Source organism: Actinopolymorpha sp. B9G3 (assembly GCF_040120725.1).
Lineage (GTDB): Bacteria > Actinomycetota > Actinomycetes > Propionibacteriales > Actinopolymorphaceae > Thermasporomyces.
The window spans coordinates 167,093-191,752 of record NZ_JBEEAB010000010.1 but is presented as its reverse complement, the minus strand read 5'-3'; the positions used below and the strand labels follow the sequence as shown (position 1 = coordinate 191,752).

20 protein-coding genes, 1 pseudogene and 1 riboswitch are annotated in these 24,660 nt (G+C 67.6%); of the genes and pseudogenes, 8 read left to right on the top strand and 13 right to left on the bottom strand.

The genetic code is table 11. The annotated features are described in order from the left end of the window. Position 1: 1 nt before the first annotated feature. Positions 2-700, bottom strand: a complete 699-nt coding sequence (locus ABNF93_RS19115) for a winged helix-turn-helix domain-containing protein (RefSeq protein ID WP_349329436.1) — start codon at positions 698-700, stop codon at positions 2-4. 80 nt (positions 701-780) lie between these two features. Next, complete coding sequence (gene metH / locus ABNF93_RS19110) at positions 781-4,476, bottom strand: methionine synthase (RefSeq protein WP_349329435.1); 3,696 nt, start codon at positions 4,474-4,476, stop codon at positions 781-783. 16 nt (positions 4,477-4,492) lie between these two features. Further along, a riboswitch (S-adenosyl-L-homocysteine riboswitch) is annotated at positions 4,493-4,570 on the bottom strand. 229 nt (positions 4,571-4,799) lie between these two features. Between metH and ABNF93_RS19105 the strand changes: the two genes are divergently transcribed. Next, the gene (locus ABNF93_RS19105; RefSeq protein ID WP_349329502.1) at positions 4,800-5,402 is read left to right on the top strand and encodes a ClpP family protease; all 603 of its coding nucleotides are present in this window, start codon (positions 4,800-4,802) and stop codon (positions 5,400-5,402) included. A gap of 3 nt (positions 5,403-5,405) precedes the next feature. Then, entirely contained in the window at positions 5,406-6,026 is a 621-nt protein-coding gene (locus ABNF93_RS19100; protein WP_349329434.1) for a ClpP family protease, read from the top strand. Here ABNF93_RS19100 and ABNF93_RS19095 read toward each other — a convergent pair. After that, the gene (locus ABNF93_RS19095) at positions 6,013-6,345 is read right to left on the bottom strand and encodes a helix-turn-helix domain-containing protein (RefSeq protein WP_349329433.1); all 333 of its coding nucleotides are present in this window, start codon (positions 6,343-6,345) and stop codon (positions 6,013-6,015) included. The genes ABNF93_RS19100 and ABNF93_RS19095 overlap by 14 nt on opposite strands. A gap of 225 nt (positions 6,346-6,570) precedes the next feature. Here ABNF93_RS19095 and ABNF93_RS34960 point away from each other — a divergent pair. Next, a pseudogene (locus tag ABNF93_RS34960) lies at positions 6,571-6,726 on the top strand (hydroxyurea phosphotransferase); the annotation flags it as partial. 198 nt (positions 6,727-6,924) lie between these two features. Then, positions 6,925-7,794 (top strand): sugar phosphate isomerase/epimerase family protein, encoded by an 870-nt coding sequence (locus ABNF93_RS19085; RefSeq protein WP_349329431.1) that lies wholly within the window; start codon positions 6,925-6,927, stop codon positions 7,792-7,794. On the opposite strand, the gene ABNF93_RS19080 is transcribed toward ABNF93_RS19085, so the two are convergent. Next, positions 7,770-8,642 carry an HAD family hydrolase gene (locus tag ABNF93_RS19080; protein WP_349329430.1) on the bottom strand — a complete coding sequence of 291 codons (873 nt, stop codon included), beginning with the start codon at positions 8,640-8,642 and terminating at the stop codon, positions 7,770-7,772. The genes ABNF93_RS19085 and ABNF93_RS19080 overlap by 25 nt on opposite strands. A gap of 92 nt (positions 8,643-8,734) precedes the next feature. After that, positions 8,735-9,205, bottom strand: coding sequence for a MarR family winged helix-turn-helix transcriptional regulator (locus tag ABNF93_RS19075; RefSeq protein ID WP_349329429.1), 471 nt, complete (start codon positions 9,203-9,205; stop codon positions 8,735-8,737). A gap of 146 nt (positions 9,206-9,351) precedes the next feature. Between ABNF93_RS19075 and ABNF93_RS19070 the strand changes: the two genes are divergently transcribed. Beyond that, on the top strand, positions 9,352-10,896 hold the full coding sequence (locus ABNF93_RS19070) for an MFS transporter (protein WP_349329428.1): 1,545 nt from the start codon (positions 9,352-9,354) through the stop codon (positions 10,894-10,896). 61 nt (positions 10,897-10,957) lie between these two features. Here ABNF93_RS19070 and ABNF93_RS19065 read toward each other — a convergent pair whose 3' ends face one another. The 8 genes from ABNF93_RS19065 to ABNF93_RS19030 all read right to left on the bottom strand — a co-directional run bounded on the left by ABNF93_RS19065 (position 10,958) and on the right by ABNF93_RS19030 (position 20,045). Then, positions 10,958-12,115 carry a Gfo/Idh/MocA family protein gene (locus ABNF93_RS19065; protein ID WP_349329427.1) on the bottom strand — a complete coding sequence of 386 codons (1,158 nt, stop codon included), beginning with the start codon at positions 12,113-12,115 and terminating at the stop codon, positions 10,958-10,960. Between the two features lie 178 nt (positions 12,116-12,293). Then, positions 12,294-12,851: a phosphotransferase gene (locus ABNF93_RS19060; protein WP_349329426.1), complete on the bottom strand. Its 558-nt coding sequence runs from the start codon at positions 12,849-12,851 to the stop codon at positions 12,294-12,296. A gap of 29 nt (positions 12,852-12,880) precedes the next feature. After that, complete coding sequence (locus tag ABNF93_RS19055) at positions 12,881-13,675, bottom strand: IclR family transcriptional regulator (RefSeq protein ID WP_349329425.1); 795 nt, start codon at positions 13,673-13,675, stop codon at positions 12,881-12,883. Between the two features lie 63 nt (positions 13,676-13,738). Next, the gene (locus ABNF93_RS19050) at positions 13,739-14,821 is read right to left on the bottom strand and encodes an ABC transporter ATP-binding protein (protein WP_349329424.1); all 1,083 of its coding nucleotides are present in this window, start codon (positions 14,819-14,821) and stop codon (positions 13,739-13,741) included. Continuing rightward, positions 14,818-15,975 carry an ABC transporter ATP-binding protein gene (locus tag ABNF93_RS19045; RefSeq protein WP_349329423.1) on the bottom strand — a complete coding sequence of 386 codons (1,158 nt, stop codon included), beginning with the start codon at positions 15,973-15,975 and terminating at the stop codon, positions 14,818-14,820. Before ABNF93_RS19045 ends, ABNF93_RS19050 begins: the two co-directional genes overlap by 4 nt. An 11-nt stretch (positions 15,976-15,986) precedes the next feature. Further along, on the bottom strand, positions 15,987-17,060 hold the full coding sequence (locus ABNF93_RS19040; RefSeq protein WP_349329422.1) for an ABC transporter permease: 1,074 nt from the start codon (positions 17,058-17,060) through the stop codon (positions 15,987-15,989). Further along, positions 17,057-18,049, bottom strand: a complete 993-nt coding sequence (locus ABNF93_RS19035) for an ABC transporter permease (RefSeq protein ID WP_349329421.1) — start codon at positions 18,047-18,049, stop codon at positions 17,057-17,059. The genes ABNF93_RS19040 and ABNF93_RS19035 overlap by 4 nt, the downstream gene beginning before the upstream one ends. 16 nt (positions 18,050-18,065) lie before the next feature. Then, entirely contained in the window at positions 18,066-20,045 is a 1,980-nt protein-coding gene (locus ABNF93_RS19030; RefSeq protein WP_349329420.1) for an ABC transporter substrate-binding protein, read from the bottom strand. Between the two features lie 198 nt (positions 20,046-20,243). Between ABNF93_RS19030 and ABNF93_RS19025 the strand changes: the two genes are divergently transcribed. From ABNF93_RS19025 to ABNF93_RS19015, 3 genes are read left to right on the top strand one after another with little or no spacing between them, the layout of a single operon-like run. Further along, the gene (locus ABNF93_RS19025) at positions 20,244-21,725 is read left to right on the top strand and encodes a hypothetical protein (protein ID WP_349329419.1); all 1,482 of its coding nucleotides are present in this window, start codon (positions 20,244-20,246) and stop codon (positions 21,723-21,725) included. A 14-nt stretch (positions 21,726-21,739) separates the two neighbouring features. After that, the gene (locus ABNF93_RS19020; protein ID WP_349329418.1) at positions 21,740-22,903 is read left to right on the top strand and encodes a Gfo/Idh/MocA family protein; all 1,164 of its coding nucleotides are present in this window, start codon (positions 21,740-21,742) and stop codon (positions 22,901-22,903) included. Continuing rightward, complete coding sequence (locus ABNF93_RS19015; RefSeq protein WP_349329417.1) at positions 22,900-24,657, top strand: DUF4350 domain-containing protein; 1,758 nt, start codon at positions 22,900-22,902, stop codon at positions 24,655-24,657. The genes ABNF93_RS19020 and ABNF93_RS19015 overlap by 4 nt, the downstream gene beginning before the upstream one ends. Positions 24,658-24,660 lie beyond the last annotated feature (3 nt).

The following is a 24,660-nucleotide window of genomic DNA, read 5'->3' as shown; positions in this document are numbered from 1 at the left end:
CCTACTGCCGCTCGACTGGCGCGCCGGGCGTGAGCTTGTAGCCCACGCCACGGACGGTCCGGATCAGCACGGGCCGGGTCGGATCATCCTCCACCTTCGCGCGTAGCCGCTGGACGGCGACGTCGACGAGCCGCGAGTCGCCCAGCCGGTCGTAGCCCCACACGCGGTCGAGCAACAGCTCCCTGGTGAAGACCTGGCCCGGTCGGCGCGCGAGCTCGACCAACAGCCGGAACTCGGTCGCGGTGAGGGCGAGTTCCCGGCCGCACTTGTGGACGGTGTAGCTCGCCGGATCGACCACCAGGTCTCCCACCGCGAACGGGGTGTCCAGCGGCGGCGCGGTCGCTCGACGCAGCACGGCCCGCAGCCGGGCGATGAGCTCGTGGATCTCGTACGGCTTGCGTACGTAGTCGTCGGCACCACACTCGAGGCCGAGGACCACATCGATGGGGTCCGTCCGCGCGGTGAGCATGACCACCGGCACCCGGCTCGTCCGGCGAATCTGCCGGCACATCTCGAACCCGTCGAGCCCCGGCAGCATGACATCGAGCAGCAGCAGATCGAACGCGTCCCGCCGCGCCCGCGCGAGGCCCTCGCTGCCATCGATTGCGGTCGTGACCCGGAACCCCGCCCGCGCCAGGCCAAGGGCGGTGATCTCCCTGATGGAGGCATCGTCCTCGACGAGAAGGACGTGGGCGTTCATGTCTCAGCGTAGATCCGCTGCCGGCGGCGCCACGGGCAAACGCCGACATCGCTGCCTTGCCGCCGGCCTCAGAGCAGCGTTCAGCCTTCGGCGGAGGGCTCCTGCGGCTCGTAGTCGAGGTTGGGACGCAGCCAGCGCTCCACCTCGGAAAGGTCGAGGCCGCGCCGCCCGGCGTACTCCTCGGTCTGGTCCCTGCCGAGGCGCCCCACCGTGAAGTACCTGGACGACGGGTGGGCGAAGAGCAGGCCGCTGACGCTGGCGGCGGGCGTCATCGCGAAGGAGTCGGTCAGCTTCATGCCGAGCCCGTGCGCGTCGAGCAGGTCGAACAGTTCCTGCTTCTGGCTGTGATCCGGGCTCGCGGGATAGCCCAGGGCCGGCCGGATGCCGCGGAAGCGTTCGGCATGCAGGTCCTCGATCGCCGGGTCGGCGTCGGGTTCGTACCACGCCCGCCGTGCCTCGAGGTGGATGTGCTCGGCGAACGCTTCGGCGAGCCGGTCGGCCAGGGCCTTCGCCATGATCGCCCGGTAGTCGTCGTGCCCCGCCTCGAAGCCCGCGGCGAGTTCCTCGGCACCATGGATGGCCACCGCGAAACCGCCCAGATGGTCCCCGGCCGGGGCGACGTAGTCGGCCAGGCATCGGTTGGGGCGCCCGGCCGGCTTCGCCGTCTGCTGGCGCAGCATCGGGAAACGCACCCCGGTGCCGAGAACGATGTCGTCGCCCTCGGAATGTGCCGGCCAGAAGCCGTACGCGCCGCGGGTTCGGAAGCTGCCATCGGCGATGATCTGGTCAAGCATGGTGTTCGCGTCGTCGAAGAGTTCGCGGGCCACCGGCTGGTCGAGGATGGCCGGGTACTTCCCCGTCAGTTCCCAGGCGAGGAAGAGGAACTGCCAGTCGATCATCTTCCGCAGCGTCGTCAGATCCGGTGTGATGGTGCGTACGCCGGTGAACGCCGGAACTGGGAGGTCCTCGAAAGGCACCTCCTCCCGGTTCGCCCGAGCCTTGGCGAGTGTCAGCAGAGGAGTACGCCGTCTGCCCGCATGCTGTTCGCGCAGCCGTTCCTGCTCGGCGCGGTTGGTCTGGGCCAGTTCCTCGGCCCGGTCGGTGTCGAGCAGGTTCGAGACGACGCCGACGACCCGGGACGCGTCGAGCACGTGAACCGTGGTGTTGTCGTAGGCGGGGGCGATGCGTACCGCCGTGTGCTGGCGCGAGGTCGTGGCACCACCGATCAGCAGCGGCTGCTTCAGCCCGCGGCGTTGCATCTCCGTGGCGACGGTGACCATCTCGTCCAATGACGGCGTGATGAGCCCCGAGAGCCCCACGGCGTCAGCGTTCTCGGCGGCCGCGGTGTCCAGGATGACCGACGCGGGCACCATGACGCCGAGGTCGACGACCTCGTAGTTGTTACAGCCGAGGACGACACCCACGATGTTCTTGCCGATGTCGTGGACGTCGCCCTTGACGGTGGCCAGGACCACTTTTCCTTGTCCACGAACGGATTCCGCCCGCCCGTCCTTGATCGCCTGCTGCTTCTCGGCTTCCATGAACGGCTCGAGATAGGCAACGGACCGCTTCATCACCCGCGCGCTCTTCACCACCTGGGGCAGGAACATCTTCCCGGCGCCGAAGAGGTCGCCCACGATCTTCATGCCGTCCATGAGCGGTCCCTCGATCACGTCGAGCGGACGCGCCGCCTGCTGCCGGGCTTCCTCGGTGTCCTCCTCGATGAAGTCGACGATGCCGTGCACGAGGGAGTGGGCGAGCCGCTCCTCGACGCCTGCTTCGCGCCAGGACAGATCGACGGTACGACGGGTGCCGGAACCGCTCACCGTCTCCGCGAAGGAGACGAGCCGGTCGGTGGCGTCAGGGCGCCGGTCGAACAGGACGTCCTCGACCAGCTCGAGCAGGTCCGCCGGCACGTCCTGGTAGACGGCCAGCTGGCCGGCGTTGACGATGCCCATGTCGAGACCCGCGCGTACGGCATGGAACAGGAACGCCGAGTGCATCGCCTCGCGTACGACATTGTTGCCACGGAAGGAGAACGACAGGTTGGAGATGCCACCGCTCGTCCGCGCGCCCGGGCACCGCTCCTTGATCAACGGCAGTGCGTCGATGAACGCCTTCGCGTAACCGTTGTGCTCACTGATCCCGGTCGCGACCGCGAGCACGTTGGGGTCGAACACGATGTCCTCGGCAGGGAAGCCGATCCGCTGCGTGAGCAGGTCGTACGCCCGGGCGCAGATCTCCACCTTGCGCTCCGTGGTGTCCGCCTGGCCCTGCTCGTCGAAGGCCATCACGACCACGCCGGCGCCGTAGGCGCGGACCTTCCGCGCCTGCTCGAGGAAGGGCTCCTCACCCTCCTTGAGGCTGATGGAGTTGACAATTCCCTTGCCCTGGACGCATTTCAGCCCGGCCTCCAGCACGCTCCACCGCGAGCTGTCGACCATGATCGGAAGGCGGGCCGCCTCCGGCTCCGTCGCGACCAGGTTGAGGAACGTGGTCATGGCCTGCTCGCTGTCGAGCAGGTCGGCGTCCATGTTGACGTCGAGCAGGTTGGCCCCACCACGGACCTGCTCCAAGGCGACGTCGACGGCGGCCTGGTGGTCGTCGCCCTCGATCAGGCGGCGGAACCTCGCCGAGCCGGTGACGTTGGTGCGTTCGCCGATCATGACGAACCCGGTGTCCGCGCCGATCTCGAAGGGCTCGAGACCGCTGAAGCGGGTGTGTGTCGCGGCCGGCGGAACCTCGCGCGGTGACATACCGGCGACGGCGTCCGCGATCTGCTCGATATGGGCCGGCGTCGTACCGCAGCAGCCACCGACGATGTTGACCAGGCCCGCGCTCGCGAACTCGCCGAGCAGCCGGCCAGTCTCCGGCGGCGTCTGGTCGTACCCACCGAACGCGTTCGGCAGGCCGGCGTTGGGATAGGACGCGGTGTAGGTGTCGGCCAGCCGGGACAGCTCCGCGACGTGCGGCCGCATCTCGTCCGCACCCAGGGAGCAGTTCAGACCGACGACCAGCGGCTCGGCGTGTTCGACCGAACGCCAGAACGCCTCGACGGTCTGGCCCGACAGCGTGCGGCCACTCAGGTCGACGATCGTGACCGAGATCCACAACGGCAGGTGCGGCGCGACCTCGCGCGCGGCGGCGACGGCCGCCTTCGCGTTGAGCGTGTCGAAGATCGTCTCGATCAGCAGGACGTCGACGCCCCCCTCGGCCAGGGCCTGGATCTGCTCGGCGTACGCGGTCCGGACCTCATCGAAGGTCACCGCGCGATAGGCGGGGTCCTCGACGTTCGGCGACAGCGACAACGTGACGTTCAGCGGTCCGATCGAGCCGGCGACGAACCGGCCGCCCACCTCGTCGGCCGCCTGGCGGGCCAGCTGCGCGCCGCGCAGGTTCATCTCCGGTACCAGCGCCTGCAGCCCGTAGTCAGCCTGGCCGATGCTGGTCGCGGTGAAGGTGTTCGTCGTGGTGATGTCCGCACCCGCCGTGAGGTACTGCCGGTGCACGTCGAGAACGACGTCGGGACGCGTGAGGTTCAGCAGGTCAGGGTCGCCGGTCACGTCGTGCGAGTGATCGCTGAGCCAGTCCGCGCGGTAGTCCGCCGGTGCCAGGCCGGCCTGCTGCAGCATCGTGCCCCAGGCCCCGTCGAGCACGACGATGCGCTGGTCGAGGAGTTCTCGAAGACCGTGAGCGGCTTCACCCGCCGTGACTCCGCGCGTACCTCGGGCGTCGTCCTGTCCACGATCATCGTCGCGGCTCGAAGACCTGACCACTGGAGCACCTCCCACTCGCTGGGAGGCGCCCTTGCGATCAACAGTCCGGGTCGAGCGTGGCGGGCATCAGCCCGTTGCAGCGCCTCTCGACCCGGGTCCGAGGATACCAAGGACGGGTCGACCCGGTGTTGTGGCGCATCGGCCGGGCGGTGCGGCGCCTGCCGTGGTGCGCCATCTGACGCGGGCGGGCTGGCACCGCGATGGGGCTGATCTCGTTCGCCCTCAGCGGATCTGCCCACAGCAGAGGATGAGCCGGCGAGGGCCGTTCCTCGACGACAGTGGTGGTCGGAACGGACCCTCAAGGAGGCACCGTGAACCTGTCCATGATCGAGGCGGCCACCGGCACGAACACCTTCGACGACCAGCTGGCCGCCCGCCTGTTGCACCATCGCATCGTCCTACTCGGCTCAGAGGTCGAGGACGTCAGCGCCAACCGGGTCTGCGCCCAGCTGCTACTGCTGTCGGCGGAGGACCCCAGGAGCGACATCAGCCTGTACATCAACAGCCCCGGCGGCGTGGTCTACGCCGGGATGGCGATCTACGACACGATGCGACTGATCCCCAACGACGTGTCGACCCTGGCGATGGGATTCGCGGCGAGCATGGGCCAGTTCCTGCTCTGTGCCGGTACGAAGGGCAAGCGGTTCAGCCTGCCGCACACCCGGATCATGATGCACCAGGGCTCGGCCGGGATCGGCGGAACCGCCGTCGACATCGAGATCCAGGCGGAGAATCTGGAGTACTCCAAGGCCCAGATGCAGCGGCTCCTCGCCGAGCACACCGGCCAGTCGGTCGAGACCATCCGGAGCGACAGCGACCGCGACCGCTGGTTCGCCCCCGAGGAGGCCCGCGACTACGGGATGATCGACACGGTGGTGGACTCCCTCGACACCATCGGTCACGGCATCGGCCGCAGGGGGTTCTGAGCCATGGCCCACTACACCATCCCCAACGTCATCGAACGCACCCACACCGGCGAGCGCGCCACCGACGTCTTCAGCCGCCTGCTGTCCGACCGCATCATCTTCCTCGGCAGCGAGATCGACGACGACGTGGCGAACGTCGTCATGGCGCAGTTCGTCCATCTCGAGGGTGCGAGTCCGGACACCGAGATCTCGCTCTACATCAACTCACCCGGTGGTTCGTTCAGCGCACTGATGGCGATCTACGACACGATGCAGTACGTACTTCCTGACGTGGCGACGATCTGTCTCGGGCAGGCGAGCTCGGCCGCTGCTGTGCTCCTGGCCGCTGGCGCACCCGGCAAACGCTTCGCGCTCAGGCATTCCCGGGTGCTCCTGCACCAGCCGGAGGCCAGGGGGCAGGGCGCTCTGTCGGACCTGCAACTGCAGGCCCGGGAAGTCTCACGGGTGCGTGCCCAGATGCTTCAGGTCCTCAGTGAGCACACCGGACGGTCCATCGAGTCCCTCCGCGCCGACACCGACCGCGAACGCGTGTTCGACGCTGACGAGGCGCGCGAGTACGGCCTGGTCGACGGCGTGATCACCAACCGCAGCGAGCTTCTGGAGCCGATGTTCACGCGGCCATGAGCACCGGGCCGGTGGGACGCCCGGCCGGGATGGCGCGGGCCTCGACGGTCAGCACCCGAAAGGTCCGCGCCACCAGGTCGGCAAGGCGGATGTTCAGGGCGGCGCACACGGCTTCGAGAATCTCCGACGAAGCCTCCTTGCGGCCCCGCTCGATCTCGGAGAGGTACTGCATCGACATGCCCGCGGCGTCAGCGACCTCGGTCAGGGTCCGCTCCTGCTCGGTGCGGACGTCGCGCAACGCCCGGCCGATGGCCGCACGCAAAGGCAGTTCTGGCGGTCGCGTCCGGGGCCGTAGGGGAACCACCTTGTCCGCGCTCATCCATACCCTCCTCGCTGGTCCGGCCAGCGTACCGCGGCGCCCTTTCCCGTCGGCGCGGATCGCGGCACGGTCGTCCTCGCCGGGCGCGCGGGATCCGGTCAGGCTTCCCGCCGGATGGGCGGGTGGCCGCTGGGCGGATGGCCGTCTTGGCGGGCGCTGGCTTTGGGTCCTACGACCGGCACCGGCGGGTCTTCGCCGCCTGGACGACTTCGCCGCCACCTGCCCTTGCACAACCGATGGGACGACGTTGTCGCGACGGCAGACGTTCCGCGTGCCGTGCGACGCCGCTTGGACCTGATGACCGACACGCTCGGCCTTGACCGGCAGGGCGCCATCGGCTGGACGCTCGGACGCGTTCTGCAGAACGTTCTCTGGGACGTGGGGAACGCCGACACCACTGTGCACACAGGGCCGGACAGGGCGATCGCGCAGATCCTGCTCGACCAATAGCGAGGTACGTACGTCACAAGGCAGCAATTAGGCATGTCTGCGCACGGAAAAGCACCGGCCTTGTGTCGTCCTGGTCCGTCAAGTAGCGTCCGCGGTTTCGATCCGATGGTGAAAGCGGAGGTGCCCAAAGTGTCGGTGCGCGTGGGAATCCAGCTGTACTCCGTCCGGACCTCAATGGGCAAAGACCCGCATCGAACGCTCGAGAGGCTGGCAGAACTCGGCTTCACCCACCTCGAAGGCGCCAATCACCACGCGGACACCGATGACGGGACCGGGTTCGGCATGCCGGCCAGGGATCTGCGCGCGATACTGGACCGACTCGGCATGGATATCGTCGGCTGTCACATCAACCCGTTGAACCTGGACCGCCTGCCGGAAATCCTCGACTACCACGGGGAGCTGGGAAACACGCGGGTCGGTTGTGACATCGAGTTCTTCCCGTACGCGGACATGGACTACGTTCTCCGCCGCGCCGAGTTCTTCAACGACGTAGGTGAACTCTGCCGGGCGCGCGGGATGCGGTTCTATTACCACAACCACTACCAGGAATTTCAGATTGTCGACGGCCGGACGGTCTACGACCTGATCATGGAGCACACCGATCCTGGCCTTGTCTACGTGGAGATGGACACCTACTGGATGGCACGGGGCGGCCAGGATCCTGTCACGATGATGAAGAAGTACCGCGACCGCCTGATCCTGCTCCATCAGAAGGACTTCCCGCGCGATGCGCCGCAACCTCTGGTCATGTTCGAGGGGATTGTCGACCGCAACGCGCCGATCACGATGGAAACGTTTCTCGAGACGAAGGATCCCCGCTGCTTCACCGAGATCGGGACGGGCATCATGCCGATCCAGGAGATCATCGACACCGCTCTCGACTGCCCGAACTTCGAGTACCTCCTGCTGGAGCAGGACCACAGCCAGCTGGACGAGCTTGCCTCAGTGGAACACAGTCGTACGGCCTTCGACCGCTACACCGGCGTGTCGTGGGACTGAGACGGCGACTGACCTGTAGCGGTCGGTGGGGTGGGCGGGGTAGTCGCGGTCGGTGTGACCAGCGCGGTCACCGCGGTGAGTGCCTCGATCACACCTGCCCCCACCCTGGCCTGCGCCACGTAACCGCCGCATTTTCTGACCGCGTCCTTGACCTCCGCGTCGGCGTTGCCGGGTGTCGCGGCCCGGAACCCGAACGCGCCGTCCAACATCGACATGTCGTTGGAGGAGTCGCCGATCGCGAGGACCTGATCGGCAGGGACGCCGCACAGGTCGGCGAGAGTCGCCAGGACGTTGCCCTTGCCGGCCTGGCGATCGACCACCTGGACCAGCCGGGTGTTCCGGTTGCAGGCGAGTTCGCTCTCCGCGTCCAGCAACTGGTCCGCCAGCCAGTCGCGAAGGACGGCGGCGTGCTGGGACAGCTCCAGCCGGATGGTCGCCAGACCACGGCGCGCGATCTCGCTTCGGTCGAACCTCCTGGACATCCACCCACGGCGATCAGCCTCCGCCGCCACCCTGTCCACCCACCGCATCGCCTCGTCGATGAGCGCGTCCCAACGTTTGCGGATGACGACGTTCCATTCGTCGTACGGGTGGTAGGCGGGAGCGGGTTGCCGGTGCTCGTCGAGAAGATGGATCTCTCGCTCGTTGGCGATCAGTGCCGCGAACCGGCCGGCCGCCGGGCCGACGTTGTGTCGCTCGAAGAGCTCGACCTGGAAGTCGAGCGGACGTCCGGTCGCGGTCACGCACATGACGCCCTTGGTCTGCAGGGTTTCGAGTGTCGTGAGCACCTGGTGGTCGATCGTGGTGCCCGACTCGAGGATGGTCCCGTCGAGATCGAGGGCGACCATGCGGACGGGTGGAGCGACGCGACGGTGGACCGACAAGCTTCTCAACTCCGCTCAGGGACAGGGCTACAGGTAGGACACGGCACCACAGATCATCACCCGCGTCGCCGTACGCCTGGGTGGTCGTGGTCAGGTTTGGTCACCTTGAGCTCGTCGACCAGCGCCTCGAGCGCGGGCAGGGCGTCGAGGAGAGTGCGCGCGGTCTCGTCTGGCAGCCGTTCCAGACACAAGGAGACGGCTCGTGTCCGCAGTGTCCGGATGCGCTGGTGGACGCGCCGCCCGGCCGGGGTCACCTCCACCCGTACCACGCGCAGGTCGGCCGGATCCGGACGTCGCTGAACAAGTTCCAGCTCGTCGAGCCGGCCGACGACCCGGGAGAGCATCGTGGGGTTCAGACCCTCGAGCCCGGCGAGTTCTGCCATGCCCAGCGGGCCGCGCCCCGTCACCAGACCGAGCACCGACGCCTGGGTCGGCGTCAGGCCCTCGCCCGTCGCCGTCGCGTTGAGCTCTCGGGCCAGCCTGCCGATGACGACGCGCAGGCGGGTAACCGTGTCGGCGTCCACCATCCCTCCACCTCTTAGTTGCCTGCCGGCAAGCAATGTAGTCTGACACAATGCGCACATCGGAGCCGTCATCACCTGAGGACCACCCTCTGCAGCGACGAGCTGGCTCCACCACCCGCCACGGACGGGGGCGCGGGAAGCGCAAGCATATGGTCCGTACGCCTGCGCCAGGACCGGCCTCGGCCAAGCAGGAGAAGCCCACCGAGCCGACATCGACGTCCGCACCGACATCGACGTCCGCACCGACATCGGCACAAGCAGCCGGCTCGGCCTCGGCGTCGACGTCGGACAGCCAAGGCAAGCCCCCAGCAGCGCCGGCGACCACCAGCGTCGGAGACGAACCGCTCCCCCGTCGCGGCATCGTCTTCGCCATCGTGTCGATCGCCCTCTTCATGGGCTCGATCGACCAGACCAGCGTGGCGACCGCTCTCACCGCGATCCAGCAGGACATGCAGACGCGGATCAACTGGAGCGGCTGGACGATCACGATCTACGCCCTCGGCCAGATCGTGGTACTGCCACTCGCCGGCAGGCTCAGCGACCAGTACGGCCGCAAGCGCGTCTTCCTCGGCGCCATCGTGGTGTTCGTGACCGCCTCCCTGTGCTGCGGCCTGGTCGACAACATCTACCTGCTGATCGGGTTCCGTGCCCTGCAGGCGCTGGGCGGCGGCGCGTTCATGCCGTCGGCCACCGGTATCGTCGCCGACCACTTCGGCAGCGGGCGGGACCGCGCACTCGGCATGTTCACGAGCATCTTCCCGATCGGCGGCATCGTCGGACCGATCATCGGGAGCGTCTTCGTGACGTACTGGTCCTGGCGTGGGATCTTTCTCATCAACGTCCCGATCGGCCTCGTCCTCTTCGCCCTGGCGGCGGCGCTCATCCCGGCGGGTGGCCGCAAGCCGGTCGCTCGGACCGACGTCCGCGGAGTCGTGCTGTTCGCCGGCGCGATCCTGGCGGCGATGTACGGAATCACCACCCTCGGCAACGCCAGTACGCAGATCCTGCATCCGGCGTTCCTCGTCTCGGAGGTGCTCGCCCTGGTGTTGGCGGTGCTCTTCGTCCAGCACACGAGAAAGTCCGCCGCCCCGTTCATTCCCTGGCGACTCCTGCGCGGCAAGGGATTCGGGATCATGAACCTGATCAACTTCTGGTTCGGGACCGCCGCACTCGGATTCGGGGCGCTGCTCCCCCTCTACGCCGAGGCGCGCTTCGGCTTCGACGGGCTGGAGGGCGGGACGCTCCTCACCGCCCGCGCGGTCGGGATGATCTGCGTCGCCGGGCTCGCGGTCCTGGCGTTGCGCCGTACCGGCTGCCGGCTACCGATCGTCATCGGATTCCTGCTCGTCGCCGGCGGGCTGGTCGGACTGGCGTTCGCCCCGGTGGGGAGTTCGTCGTACGGATGGCTGGCGGTCGCCACCGGCGTCACCGGCCTGGGCATGGGCCTCGCCGTACCCGCGTCGAACAACGCGAGCCTGCAACTCGCGCGCGACCACCTCGCCGCGGTTGCCGGGCTCCGTGGGATGTTCCGGCAGTCCGGGTCCATCGTGGCCGTGTCGATCTCCACTGCCGTGCTGGCGCGAAGCAGCGATGCCGGGGCGACGCAGGCGTACATCTTCCTCGTCTTCGCGATCATGCTCGTGTGCATCACTCCCCTCGTCCGCCTCGTTCCCGAACACCGCGGACGGTGGTAACCGGGACTGGCGATCACTCTCCCTGTCGGTGCGGCGGTCCTCCGATGCCAGCCGTCGGATGTCAGCCGTCGAACGACGGGACTGCGAGGCGCTCGCCCCCTCCGAGTGCGGATTCGTGCGCGACGATCCCGGGCGCGGTCCACGCGGCCGAGGTCACCGCGTCGATCGCTGGCGGCCGTTCCTCGACGATGCTGGAGATGAACTCGTGTACGAGGTACGGATGGGATCCGCCGTGCCCGGCCGTCTTCGTGGTCACCGGCCCACCGTCGTGCGATTCCAGTGTGTACGTACGGACGAACCGGGCGAGCTGCTCCGGCAGCCGGTGCGCGTAGTCAGGCGGCTCCAGGACGGACTCGCGGGCGTGCCGACCGCGTGAGCCCTTGGGTGACTCCGCCGGGCCGGCCGGCCGCAGTTCGAACAACCGCATCGCCTCGCCCGGCGCCCCCGACCACTCGAGGCTCTGACGGTCGCCATAGACCGAGAAGCCCTCCACGTAGGACCTCGCGGTCTGGAAGAACGACATGGTGACGTCGGCGACGACATCGGAGTCGGCCAACCGGAAGAGCCCCACCTGCAGCGGGAAAGGATTGTCGTACGACCCGATCCGATCGGCGGTCAGCTTCGACGAGCCGTAAGCGGTGACATCGGCGACCGTGCTGCCCGTGAGTGCGAGGATCGGCGACAGCGCGTGGGTGATGTACTTCATCGGCGGATAGCCGCGCCAGTACTCCGGATATCCGTCGAGGTTCTGGATGTGGTAGCCGCGGTAGAAGGTGAGGCCGCCCAGCTCACCCTTGCGATACATCTCCTCCGCGACGAGATACTCCCGCCCGTAGACGGCGGTCTCCATCATCATGTAGTTCTTCCCGGACTCGCGCTGGGCGGCGACGATCGCGTGCAGATCCGCGACTTCGGTGGCCATCGGCACTGCACATGCGCAGTGCTTCCCCGCCCTGAGCACGGCCAGCGCGTACGAGGAGTGAAAGGCGACCGGCGCGAGGATGTGGACGGCATCCCAGCGTGCGTCGGCCAGCACCTCGGCAATATCGGTGAAGCGTGCGGCGATCCCATGCCTGTCGCCCACCTCGGTGAGCCGCTCCCTCGACTGGTCGACAATCCCCACCTCACCCACCGACGGATGGGCGGCGTACAACGGCAGGAAGTCCTCACCGAACCCCAACCCGACAACGGCGACGTCGACTGCTCCGGTCCCGTTCATCCTGCCTCATTCGTTGTTGTCGTCCCGCTGGACTGCGCGATCCGTGCCGCTTTGCGGTGTCTCGTTGGGGAACTGGCGTGTGTCGCATCCGCTGTCTCACATCGCGTACAGTCCACTGTCTCGGATTCCGAGACCAGCGCGTTCGATCGTTGCTCTCTGTACAAGTGCTGCTGTCGTACTACGCAAGGTGTGCTTGCCACTCCTTCCTCATCGAGTCGAGATAAGGAACGCTCCGCTGAGCGGTCGGGCTGGTGTGGGCGACCAGATGAGTACGTACGGCGTCGAGGAAACTCTCGCGCTCCTGCAGTCCGTAACCGTCGCAGAACTTGCGGAGCCGAGGCCCGCGCGGAAGGACCGGGAGACCGATCCGGACGCACACCTCGTCGGGGTAGAGCGGGACGAACGACCATGCCGCATGGGCCACGTCGGCGAGGGCCGGCGCCGGACCGGCGAGATCCCAGTCGATGAACGCCGTGGGCCTCCCCTGCCGGTAGATCGTGTTGTACGGCGCCAGATCGTGGTGGCAGATGATCAGTCGCCCAGAGGACTCATCCGCCGATCCCGTTCGGCGCCACACCGCGTCTGGTGGCGGTCGGAACCCCTGCACGGCATCGTGAAACCGTCGGACCAGCTTCCCGGCAAGGGCCAGCGTCTGCTCACTGTGCCGGACGTGACGGCCGTCATCACCCTCGATGAACGTCAGCACTTCGCGGCCCTCATCGTCGATCCCGCGCACGCGAACCTCACAAGGCCGGGCCGGCCCCACTAACGGGGCAGCTCGACGACGCCGAGGTCGGTGGAGATCGCGGCGGCGGCCTTCTGCACAGCCGCGATGATGCCTGGCAGCGCGTCCTCGGTGAAATCACGGGAGAACCCGGTGACGCCCACCGCGTACCTCACCCGGTCCGAGGCATCGAAGACCGGGGCGGCGACGCAACCGATCTCTGCCTGTTCCTCTTCGATTTCGATCGCATATCCGTTGGCGCGGGTCGTTGCGAGTTCCTTGCGGAAGCCCTTGACGGCGGGGCGTCGGGCATTCGGACCGGATCCGGCGACCAGGTGGTCGAGCAGCGGCGTGAGTTCTGCGTCGGGCAGGTGAGCGGCGATCGCCCGGCCGAGCGCGGTCAGGTTGAACGGCGCGACCTTACCGATGAACGTGTCGAACTGGATGAATCCGGGTGTCGCCGCCTTCGCCACGTAGACGATCGCCGTCCCGTCGAGAGCGCCGAGGTGAGCCGGCATGCCGACCGTGTCGCTCAGGGCGCGGAGGTGCTGGCGGGACACACTCGCGGGATCGATCTTGCGGACCAGGCTCGAGGCCATGGCGTACAGCCTGAGGGTCGGCTGCCAGAAGTGGCTTCGGCCGACGATCTGGCGGGCGGCGTATCCGCGTTCCTCGAACGTCTGGACGATCGACGCGCACGTGGCCAATGGGACACCCGCGGTCTGGGCGAGCATGGTCAATGTCAGCGGGCCTTCGGCCTCGATCAGGGTTTCGAGGACGGTCAAGGCACGATCGGTCGACGGCGAGGCCGGCCGTGCTGCTGGCTTGGCGCTCACAGGGGCCCCCTTGCTCCCGCGTTCGCAGGTTCTTACGACATATCGAAGATTAGCCTGGGCCGGTCAGTCCGCCACGACACCCTCCAGGTCGAGCGTGTCCGCGTAGTGGCACCGGGCGGTACGACGAGAACGCAGCGGAAGGAGAGCTGGCTCCTCGGTGTCGCAGCGCTCCTGCGCGTACGGACAGCGGGGATGGAACGTGCACCCGGCCGGCGGGCTCGCCGGGTCTGGAACCTCGCCCCGCAAGGGGATGCGCTTCCTGCTACCCCGTAACCGAGGGTCAGGCAGTGGCAACGCCCGCAGGAGCGTCTCGGTGTAGGGGTGCCGGGGCCGTTCGAAGAGATCGTCGGTCGTGGCTTCCTCGACGATCCGGCCGAGGTACATCACGGCGACCCGGGAGCAGAGGTGCTGGATCACGGAGAGATCGTGCGAGACGAAGACGTAGGTCAGGCCGAGCTGTTCCTGCAGATCGTCGAGCAGGTTGAGGATCTGGCTGCGTACAGACACATCCAGGGCCGACACCGCCTCGTCAGCGACCACGAGGCGCGGACCCGTGATCAGGGCCCGGGCGATCCCGATGCGCTGCCGCTCGCCGCCGGAGAACGCGTGCGGGTAACGCCGCATGTTCTCCGGCCGGAGGCCGACGAGCCGCAGCCCTTCGGCGACCCGCTCCCGGAGTTCCTCTCCACGGGCGAGATCGTTTGCCAGCAAGGGCTCCCCGACGATCTGGAGCAGGGTCATCCGCGGGTTGAGCGAGGAGTTCGAGTCCTGGAACACGGTACGGATCTGACGCCGGTACGGCCGTAGCTGCCGGGTGCCCATCGTGGCGAGGTCGACGACTGCGCCGTCCTCGCGGCGGTAGCGGAGCTCGCCGGACGTCGGCTTGTACGCGCGGAGGATGCAGCGGCCAAGTGTCGTCTTGCCGCACCCGGACTCGCCCACCAGGCCGAGCGTTTCCCCTCGACGCACGGTCAGGTTCACGTCGGACACGGCGTTGACGGTCATCCGTGCGCCCATGCCGAGGAATCCCCGACCGACGTGGAACCGCATGGACAGGTTGCGGATGTCGAGCAGTGCCTCGGGATCGCTGCCTGTGCCAAGTGCGGACGCGTCAGAACGTTCCCGCTCCGACCGTACGGCCGTCATCGGCGGACCTCCCGTCGTGCCGTCGTTCCGTCCCGGACGGCCTCGGGCGTCTCATAGAGCAGGCAGCGAACCGAGCGCCCACCGCCGTGGACCTCCGCCGACGCCGACCCGTCCGTTGCGAGTCTGGGCGGGAGTGTCGTCTCGCAGAGTTCTGCCATCGCGTCGCGACACCGCGGATGGAACGGGCAACCGGCAGGGCGCTCGTACGGGTGCGGAACCATCCCGGTGATGGTGGCGAGCCGACGTCTGGCCCGCCGACCGACTCTGGGCACCGACTCCAGAAGTGCCTTGGTGTACGGATGACGTGGATCGTGGAACAGTTCGTCGACCGCGCAGTACTCCGCCACAATGCCGAGATACATCACCGCTACGTCGTCGGCGATCTCCGCGACCACACCGAGGTCGTGGGTGATGAAGACGACGGCCATGCCGGACTGCGCCTGAAGTTCCTGCAGCAGTTCGAGGATCTGCGCCTGCGTCGTGACGTCGAGCGCCGTCGTGGGTTCGTCGGCGATGAGGAGCTTGGGCCGGCAGGCGAGGGCCATCGCGATCATCGCGCGCTGCCGCATGCCACCGGACAGCTGGAAGGTGTAGGCGTCCACTCGGCGCTCCGGCCGTGGGATGCCGACCCGGCGGAGCTCCTCGATCGCGCGGTCGCGGGCGTCGCGTTTCGTGACATCCTCGTGCGTACGGATGTTCTCGGCGATCTGGTGCCCGATCGTGTGCACCGGACTCAGCGACACCATAGGCTCCTGGAAGATCATCGCGACGTCCCTGCCGCGGATCTGCCGGACGGCGGTGCCCTTCGGGTCGAGCTGGGCGAGGTCGAGTACGCCGTCCTCGGCCGCCGCGACGGCCGCCCGGTCACGCCGAGACGGGTGCCGTGTCGTCAGGACCTGATGATCGGGGCCGAGGCGCAGGAGCACTTCACCGGCGACGATCCGGCCCGGGCGCTCGACGAGTTGGAGGATCGACCGCGCCGTGACGCTCTTGCCGCAGCCGGACTCTCCGACGATGCAGAGCGTCTCACCGGCCCTGACAGTGAGGTCAACGCCGTCGACGGCACGCACACGACCTTCGTCGAGCTCGAAGTGGGTCCGTAGCCCGCGAACGTCGAGCAGTGGAGCGCCGTTCTGCTCGGCATGGCTAGCCATCGTTCCTCCCCTCAGGTTTCGTACGGATCGGCGGCGTCGCGGAGGCCGTCGCCGGCGAAGTTGAGCGCCACGACCGCGACGATGACAGCCGCGCCCGACAGGAGCAGCCAGGGAGCCGTCGACAGCACACGGATGTTCTGCGCGTCCTGCAGCAGGACACCCCAGCTCACCACGGGCGGTTGCAGTCCGAGGCCGAGGAACGACAGTGCCGTCTCCCCGAGGATCATGCCGGGAATGGTGAGGGTGAGCGTCGCGATGATATGGCTCGTGAACGCCGGAAGCATGTGCCGGTTGATGATCCGCATCCGGCGTACCCCATCCAGCTCGGCCGCGAGCACGTAGTCCTCCGACCTGATCTGCAGGAATCGGCTGCGGACCACCCTCGCCAGCCCGGTCCAACCGATCAGGGACAGGATGATGGTGATGGCGAAGTACGTCTTGATCGGCCCCCACCCCGGCGGCACAGCCGCTGCCAGGCCCAGCCACAGCGGCAACGTGGGCACGGACATGATGAACTCGATGACGCGCTGGATCACGGTGTCGGTGACACCGCCGAAGTAGCCCGAGATCCCACCGAGCAGGACGCCCAGGACCAGTCCGACGAGGACACCGATCAGTCCCACCGACATCGAGATCCGTGCGCCGTAGATCAACCTGGTCGCGAGGTCACGACCCTGCTCGTCGGCACCGAGGGCGTAGAACGGCCGACCGGGTTCCACCGGGCCGAAGAAGTGGATGTCGCTCGGGAACAGCCCCCACAGCTTGTACTTCTCGCCTTTGACGAAGAAGCGGAGCGGAACGCGCGTGGACGTGTCGACGGTGAACTCCCGCAGCATCGTGTCGGGGTTCGCCCGCGTGCGGTAGTCGTGGACGAACAGCTGAACACCACCGTCGAAGGAGACGTGCACGCGCTGGGGAGGCGCGTAGGAATAGGTGGCGCGATAGGTGTCCGGCGTTGCCGGTGCCCAGAACTCACAAAGTGCCGCCGTGAGATAGATCAGGCCCAGCACGACCGCCCCGACGACTGCGAGCTTGTTCCGGCGGAACCTCCACCAGACGAGTTTGTACTGCGGCGCCTGCCTCATCGGTATCCCTCCCGCACGCGGGGGTCGACGAGGGCGAGCAGGATGTCGGAGACCAGGGTGCCAATGACGGTGAGGACGCAGGCGATGAAGATGATGCTGCCGGCGAGGTACATGTCCTGGCTCTCCAACGCCCCGAGCAGCAACGGCCCGGTGGTCTGCAGACCCAGCACCGTCGCGACGAGCACCTCCCCGTCGAACAATGCGGGGATGAGCCAGCCGATCGTGGCGATGAACGGGTTGAGCGCGACGCGCACCGGATAGTGCGCGATCAGCCGGCGCTCGGAGAGTCCGCGGGCTCGACCGGTCACGACGTAGGGCTTATGGAGTTCGTCGAGCAGGTTGGCCCGCAAAATGCGGATCGTTCCGCCGATGCCGCCGAGGGACAGGACCAGGACCGGCAGCCACACGTGGTCGAACAGGTCGAGCAGTTTGCCGAGGTTCCACCTGGCGCCTACGTAGTCGGGTGAGAGCAGTCCGCCGACGGTCTTGTCGAAGTAGCGGAACTGGATGTACGCGACCGTGAGAGCAAGCAGGAATCCCGGTATCGCGATGCCGAGGAAAGCTACGGCGGTCAGCACGTAGTCGCCGACGGAGTACTTTCGTACCGCCGAATAGATTCCAGCGGGCAGCGCGACCGCCCAGGTGAACAACAGGGTCGAGAGGCCGAGTGCGAGAGTGAGCGGAAGGCGCTCGGCGAGCAGGGACGACACGGAACGCCCATACTCGAACGACTGGCCGAAGTCGCCGTGGAGGATGATGTTGGTGATCCACTTCCAGTACTGCGCGATGACCGGCTGGTCGAGGGCGTACCTCTCCTTCAGCGCCGCGAGCTGCGCTGGATCGACGTTCTGGCCCGTGCGTGACAGGTTCGCAACCACCGTGCTGAGGTAGTCCCCGGGCGGCAGTTGGATGATCAGGAACGACACCAACGACACCAGGAACACCGTCGGTACGACATAGAGCAGCCGACGCAGCAGGTAGGCGACCATGACCGGGCGGGCCCGCTCAGGTGTGTTGCTCGGGGTGTTTGAAGTACAGCTGGGACAGGTCCATCGCCGCTTCGTACAACGTGCGGTAACTCGCCACCGCGTCGTCGCGAACATTGCCCATGTCCGCGCTCACAACCACCGGCGCGAATGCCGACTGGACCGTGCCGATGATCCAGACGTTCTTGTCGTGCAGCTTCAGGATCTCCTGCCCGAGCGCGAGTCGCTGGTCGTCGTCGGCCTGCTGGACGAGCTCGTCGTAGAGCACCTGCAGCTGGCGGATCTCGCCGTCGGGCTTCATCGAGAACTCCCCCGCAGGATCGCCGTACCAGTTGCCGTACTTCGGTGCCCAGTAGGTCAGACCGCTCGTCGGGACGTACCACAGCGAGTCGATGTCCCACAGGTAACCCGCGGGGACATAGCAGTTGAGGTCGAAGTCTCCGTGCCAGATGCTCGCGTACCAGAGCTCGGACGAGACGTTCTTGATTGCCAGGTCGATGCCGACCTGCGCCCAGTAGCGCTTGACGAACTCGAGAATCTGGACGGTCGGTACGCCGACCCCGATCGTGAACGTCTGGGCGACGAGCTTCATCGGTTTGCCGTCCGGGCGTAGTCGCATGCCGTTGTCACCGCGGTCGGTGAGCCCGGCCTGGTCGAGCAGGTCGTTGGCCTTGGCCTCGTCGAACTCCGTGAACCGCATGCCCATGCCGTCGATGTAGTACGGATCCTCCGGCTGTGCGCAGGGGTGCTGCAGCCGCCCCTGGCCGGCGAACAACGCGTCCCGCATCTCCTCGCGGTTGATCGCGTGCGAGACGCCGGCGCGGAAGTCGATGTCCTGGAAGAGCTCGCGGAGGACCGGGTCGGGATGGCTCTGGTTGAGGTTGAGGGCATGGAAGAGTCCGTCGGGCTTCCACCGCAGGAACCGGAAACCCTTGTCCTCGGCGTTCCTGATCAACAGCGGTGCCGACTGGTAGCTCAGGTCCCAGGCGGCGAGGTCGACCTGTCCGTTCGCCGCCCGGAGCCCGAACGCCTCCTGGTCGAGGAAGGTGTAGGTCGCCTTGTCGATGTAGGGCAGCTGCCGGCCGTCGGGATCGACCTTCCAGTAGAACGGGTTCCGCTCCGCCGTGGCGTTGTTGCCCTGGGGCTCTTTGGTGATCCGCCACGGGCCGAGCACCGGCAGGTCGGCGTTCTTCCAGTGGTCGTGCCGGGAGTGGTAGTGGTCGATCCACGCGTCGACACCCGCCTCCGCGAGCAACGCCTGCACCTTCTCCTCCCCGGCGATATCAGGGTGGAAGGTGCTCATGTAGTGCTTCGGCTGCAGCAACGGGTTGACGCCGCCTGCGAGACCGACGAAGCAGAGGTACTTCAGCAACAGGCCGTGTGGCGCGGCGAACTCGATCCGGAACGTCTGCTTGTCCTCCTGCACGAACTTCCCGGGCTCGCCAGCGGTGGACAGCCAGCCGGGGAAGACCGGGCACAGCTCCTTGTTGAGGTAGACGTACTCGTAGACGTACATGAGGTCGTCGGTCGTGCAAGGTTCGCCGTCGGACCACTTCAACCCGTCGCGGAGATGGAAGACGTAGGCACGTCCCTCGTCCTCGACCTCCCACGACGCGGCGACGCCGGGGCTCGGTTCGGGCGGGGTCGTCGGACTCCACTCGACCAGCCCCGCCCAGCCCATGTACTGCAGGCCGTCGCTGTTGAGGTCGATCTGCCCGCGCTGCATCGTGCCGCCGTAGATCCCCGCTTCGTTCAGCGGCTGGACCACGAGCGGATCCTTCGGCAGGCGGGCACTGAGTTTCGGCAGCTGTCCCGCCTTGACGCGTTGGGCCAACATCGGCGCCTCCTTGGCACCTTTGGCCGCGGCCTCCGGCCCTGCCGCCCGGTCGGGGTCGGTGGAGAAGAACGAACAACCGGTGAGGGCGTAGGCGCCCATAGCCGCGCCACCCAGCGCCAGCAGGTCTCTGCGGGTGTAACTCGAGGTCGTCCTGATTGACATCGGGGGCCCTCCTCGTGGTCCACGACCGAGGCGACTCTTCGAAACCTGAGATACATATACGAGATGCGAGATGATACCGCGTAGGGGCTTGCGTGGCCACAGTCCAGCCGCCTAGCATCCTTCGAAAATGCGGATATGTATCTGAAATCCCAGAACAAGGGTTCCAGAACAACAGTCCCAGAAGGATCCGAGAAACCAGTGGCGGGGCCGTTCTCGGCACAGCTCGTGGACGTCGGCCTCACGGACCCGGAGGTCCCCATGGCAGGCACGCACCGGGCGGCACACCTGATCCCGCGCGGCGGAATCCGGGCGTCGCAGTGCGGCGGTAACACGGTCGGCGCGACGCTGCGTGAGCCCGCGCCCCGAGCCGACGGCTACCGTCACATCGACACCCCGGCGATGCTGGCGAAGCTCACCGAGCTCGGCGCCAACACCTATATCTATGGCATCTGGGACTCGCCGACGGACTGGGACGACCTACGGCTGGAGTTCGCACCCGCTGCCGCGCGGGCCGGGATCGACGTGTGGGTCTACCTCGTACCACCGAGTGAGACCGACCGGCACGGTGGTCGCGCCTCCCGGCCGTATGTCATGGACTATCTCGCGTGGGCCCGTGCCTGCGCCGAACTCTCGGTCGAGCAGCCGAACGTCAAGGCCTGGGGCATCGACGACTTCGAGTTCAACCAGGACACCTTCACCCCCGACTACGTGGCGCGGATGCGCAAGATCGCACAGGACATCAACCCCGACCTGGCGTTCTACCTGTGTACGTACTACCACGCGGCGACAAGCGACGAGTTCCTCGCGAAGTACGGGCCCCATCTGGACCTCGTGCTCTATCCGTTCCTCGACGGGCACCATCTCAACACCCTCGTCGCGAGCAGCGTCGGGCCGTGTCTCGACAACATCCGCGCCGCCGTCGAGCTGTACGACCTCGGCGTGGTCCTGCTCGCCTACACCGGACGCTTTCTCGACGCGTGGAACGAACCGAGCCCTGACTACAACGCGGCCGTCGTCCGTTCCGGCCTGGACTATGCCCGCGACGGTCGGATCGCCGGCGTCACCGCCTATGGCCTGCAGCTCGACGACGCGCCCACGATCTCCTCGACCAACAAGGCGATGTACGGCAACGGCCGGCTGAGTTTCCTGGTGCCGCCGGTACGAACGAAGAAGGGCGCGTACGCTGAGGCGTCCCAGGTCGTCGCCGTGGAGCCCGACGCCGCCCGCCACGAACTTTCCTTCTGGCACAACGACATCTTCAGTGCGCGGTTCGGTGAGCCAGGTACGCATGTCAAGCAGGTGCTCATCGACGGCGAGGTGATCTGGTTCGAGGACGTGTGCCAGCACGGGTTCGCGCTGTGGCAGCAGTGTTCGACCCTGCACGGCCCGATCGACGTGAGCGACCGGTTGCGGGGAAAGGCCAGCGCCACCCTGGCGTTCCGGCTCCTCGAGGCTGGAAGCAGCGACGGCGTGTTCCCGGTCGACGTCGGATTCGACCACATCGAGACCATCGGGTTCACCGTGGAGAACCCTGGGTTCGAGACCACGGACGGCTGGCGTCTGACGACGAGCCACGGCGTCCCCGTCCCCAGCATCGACATCGCGGTGCCCGACCGGCCACGGCAGTCGTTCGCCGCAGTGGCGGCCGAGTACCACGCGGCGGCCGCCGAGCTGGCCTGAAGCCAGTCTTCGACATGGACGAGATCCGGATCGGCGTGGCGGGCCTCGGCCCTCGAGCGGTCGGCACCTGGATCCCGATGCTCCAGCGGATACCAGGGTTCCGGGTCACGGCGCTGTGCGACCCGATCGCCCCCTTGTTGGACCGGGCGCGGGCGCAACTGAGCTTTCCGTCGAGTGTGCGTACCTACCAGGCGTACGACGAGCTGCTCGGCGATCCACGGGTCGACGCCATCGCGCTGACCGTCCGGACCGCGCGTCAAGGCGACCTTGCCGCCATTGCGCTGGAGGCCGGAAAGCACGTCCATGCGGAGGTCCCGGCCGCCCACGCGATCGAGGACTGCTGGCGGATCGTGCTCGCTGTCGAACGCACCGGCCGGATCTACCAGCTGGCCGAACAGACACGGTACTGGGGCTTCGTCGAGGCCTGGCGGTCACTGGTCGCGAGCGGAAGGCTCGGCCGGATCACCTTGTGCGAGGGGCAGTACTTCCACCACTACGTCGCAGGGATGTTTCAGGATCCGCACACCGGAGACCTGCTTGGTCCCGACGCGCTCGCGGCCCATCCCGACGCCCGGCCGACGTGGGCGCAGCTGATGCCGCCGATCCACTACCTGCCGCACGAGCTGAGCCCGATGCTGCGGGTGCTCGACGACCGGGTGACGCAGGTGGTGGCCATGAGCACGGACGCGCCGAGCGCCGCACATCCTGCCCTCGCCCAACCGGACATGCAGGTCGCTCTCATGCGTACCCGGAAGGGCACCCTCCTGCGGATGGCTGCGAGCTTCGCTCAACCGCATCCGGACGGCAACTGGCACTGGTACCAGGTCCTCGGCACCGGCGGCCGGGTGGAATGGTCCCGTGGCGCCGGCGACCGGCCGAAGCTGTGGCTGGCCGACGAGCAGTTGGCCGACCTCGCCGACGCGGACTGGCGCTACGAACGCACCGACGCTCCATCCGAGGCTCGCGGCAGCGGCCATGGCGACGCCGACTACTACACCCATGTGGCGTTCCGGGACGCCGTGCTAGCCGGCCGGCAGCCAGAGTTCGACGTCTACCAGGCGATGGACACCGCCGCGCCCGCGGTACTCGCCGCGGAGTCGATCGCGCGCGGCAGCGAACTGCTGACCGTCCCGGACTTTCGGCCACACCCCGGGCGGCAGGAAGGAGAAGGCCCATGACCATCGGTGTGGTGCTGAGCGGGGACCAGACCGTCGGCCGGTTCGGCCGCTACCTTGCCGAGATCCTGCGGGCCGAGGGAATGGTCGACCACGAGATCCTCGACCTGTCCGACGAGAACCTCGGTGGCCTTGCAAGTTGCGACCTCGTCCTCGTCGCACGGATCCGCCCCACCAAGGCGCAGGTCGGCCGGCTGCTCGACTACGCCGCTGCCGGCGGCCGGCTGATCCTCGTCCGCCCCTCCCCGCTGCTGGCCCGCACCCTCGGCCTCGTCTCCACGCACACGATGGTGGCGCCCGCGTACGTACGGCCGGGTACGGCGAGTCCGCTCGGGAGCGGCGTGCCCCAGGAACCGATCGAGACGCACGTGCCGGCTGATGCGTACGCACCCGACGCACTGCCCGACGGTGCGGTGACCGTGGCGCGGCTCCAGGCCGACGTCCGCACGCCCACCGCTTTCCCGGCCGTCGTCGAACTGCCCTACGGCGCGGGCCGCGTGGTCGTGTTCACCTACGACCTGCCACACGCCGTCGCCCTGATCCGGCAGGGCGACCCGGGCCGGATCGGTGGCCACGGTCTCGGTGCCGGCGAGCCCTACCGGATCCAGGACCTGCTCACCGGTTTCGCCGACCCGCGGTGCTGGCACCTTCCGCAGGCCGACATCCACGCGATGCTGCTCGGCAATGCGGTCAACCACCTCGCCCGCCACCCGCAGCCGCGGTGGTGGTACTACCCGACACCTGAGCTACGGAGCGTTCTCGTCCTGGACTCCGACGACGACTGGTCGGCGCCGGAACACTTCGACGCCCTCATCGACGCCGTCGAGTCCCACGGTGGACAGGTCACGATCTACCTGATGTCAGGCACGACGCGTGGGACGGTCGCCACGAAGGAAAGGGTCGCGCGGTGGCGCGAGCGCGGCCACTCGTTCGGGATCCACCACGATCCCTCCGATCCGGCGTACGGCGGGGAGGACCAGGAGGAGATCCTCCCCGAGGTCGTACGCAAGGACGTCCGTGAGTTCGCGGAGGTCTACGGCGGGGTTCCGGCCACGAACCGCAACCACTGCGCGGTCTGGAAGGGCTACGCCGACCTACCGAAGCTCTACGCCGAGCTCGGGATCGACATGGATCTCAACTCCATGAACGTGGGCCCGTCATGGCTTGCCTATCTCACCGGATCCGCCCGACCCATGCGGTTCGTCGACGCCGACGGCACGGTGATCGACTGCTTCCAGCAGGCGACTCAGGCCTATGACGACCTGTCCGTCAAGGAGTTGTTGACAGCGGATCCACTCGGCCAGGCCGGCCTGACCCGACTGCTGATGGAGGACAAGCTCGACCGCTACTTCAGCCCGCTGTCGATGCTGTCCCATCCGGTGTCCTTCGCGACCTACTCCAGCACGTACATGCACCGCTGCTGGACGTCGGCGCGCGAACTGGGGATGCCGATCTGGAGTGCGTTCGCATGGGCGGAGTTCACCCGGGCCCGCGACGCCGCACGGATCCACGACACCAGGTGGGAGGGTGAGACCTTCTCGTGCCAGGTGACCGGCCGGTCGCCTGCCGGAGGGTTGACGGTGGTGCTTCCGGTCCCGCTCACCCGCGTGCACGAGGCACTGGTCGATGGCGAACCGGCGAGGATCGGCGGGCTGGAGATGTTCGGCTGGCCGTCGGTCCTGGTTTATGTCGAGCTGGACCCCGGCGACGACCGCACCCGCCACCTGTCGTTGACCCTGCACCCGGATGCGAGCTGACGA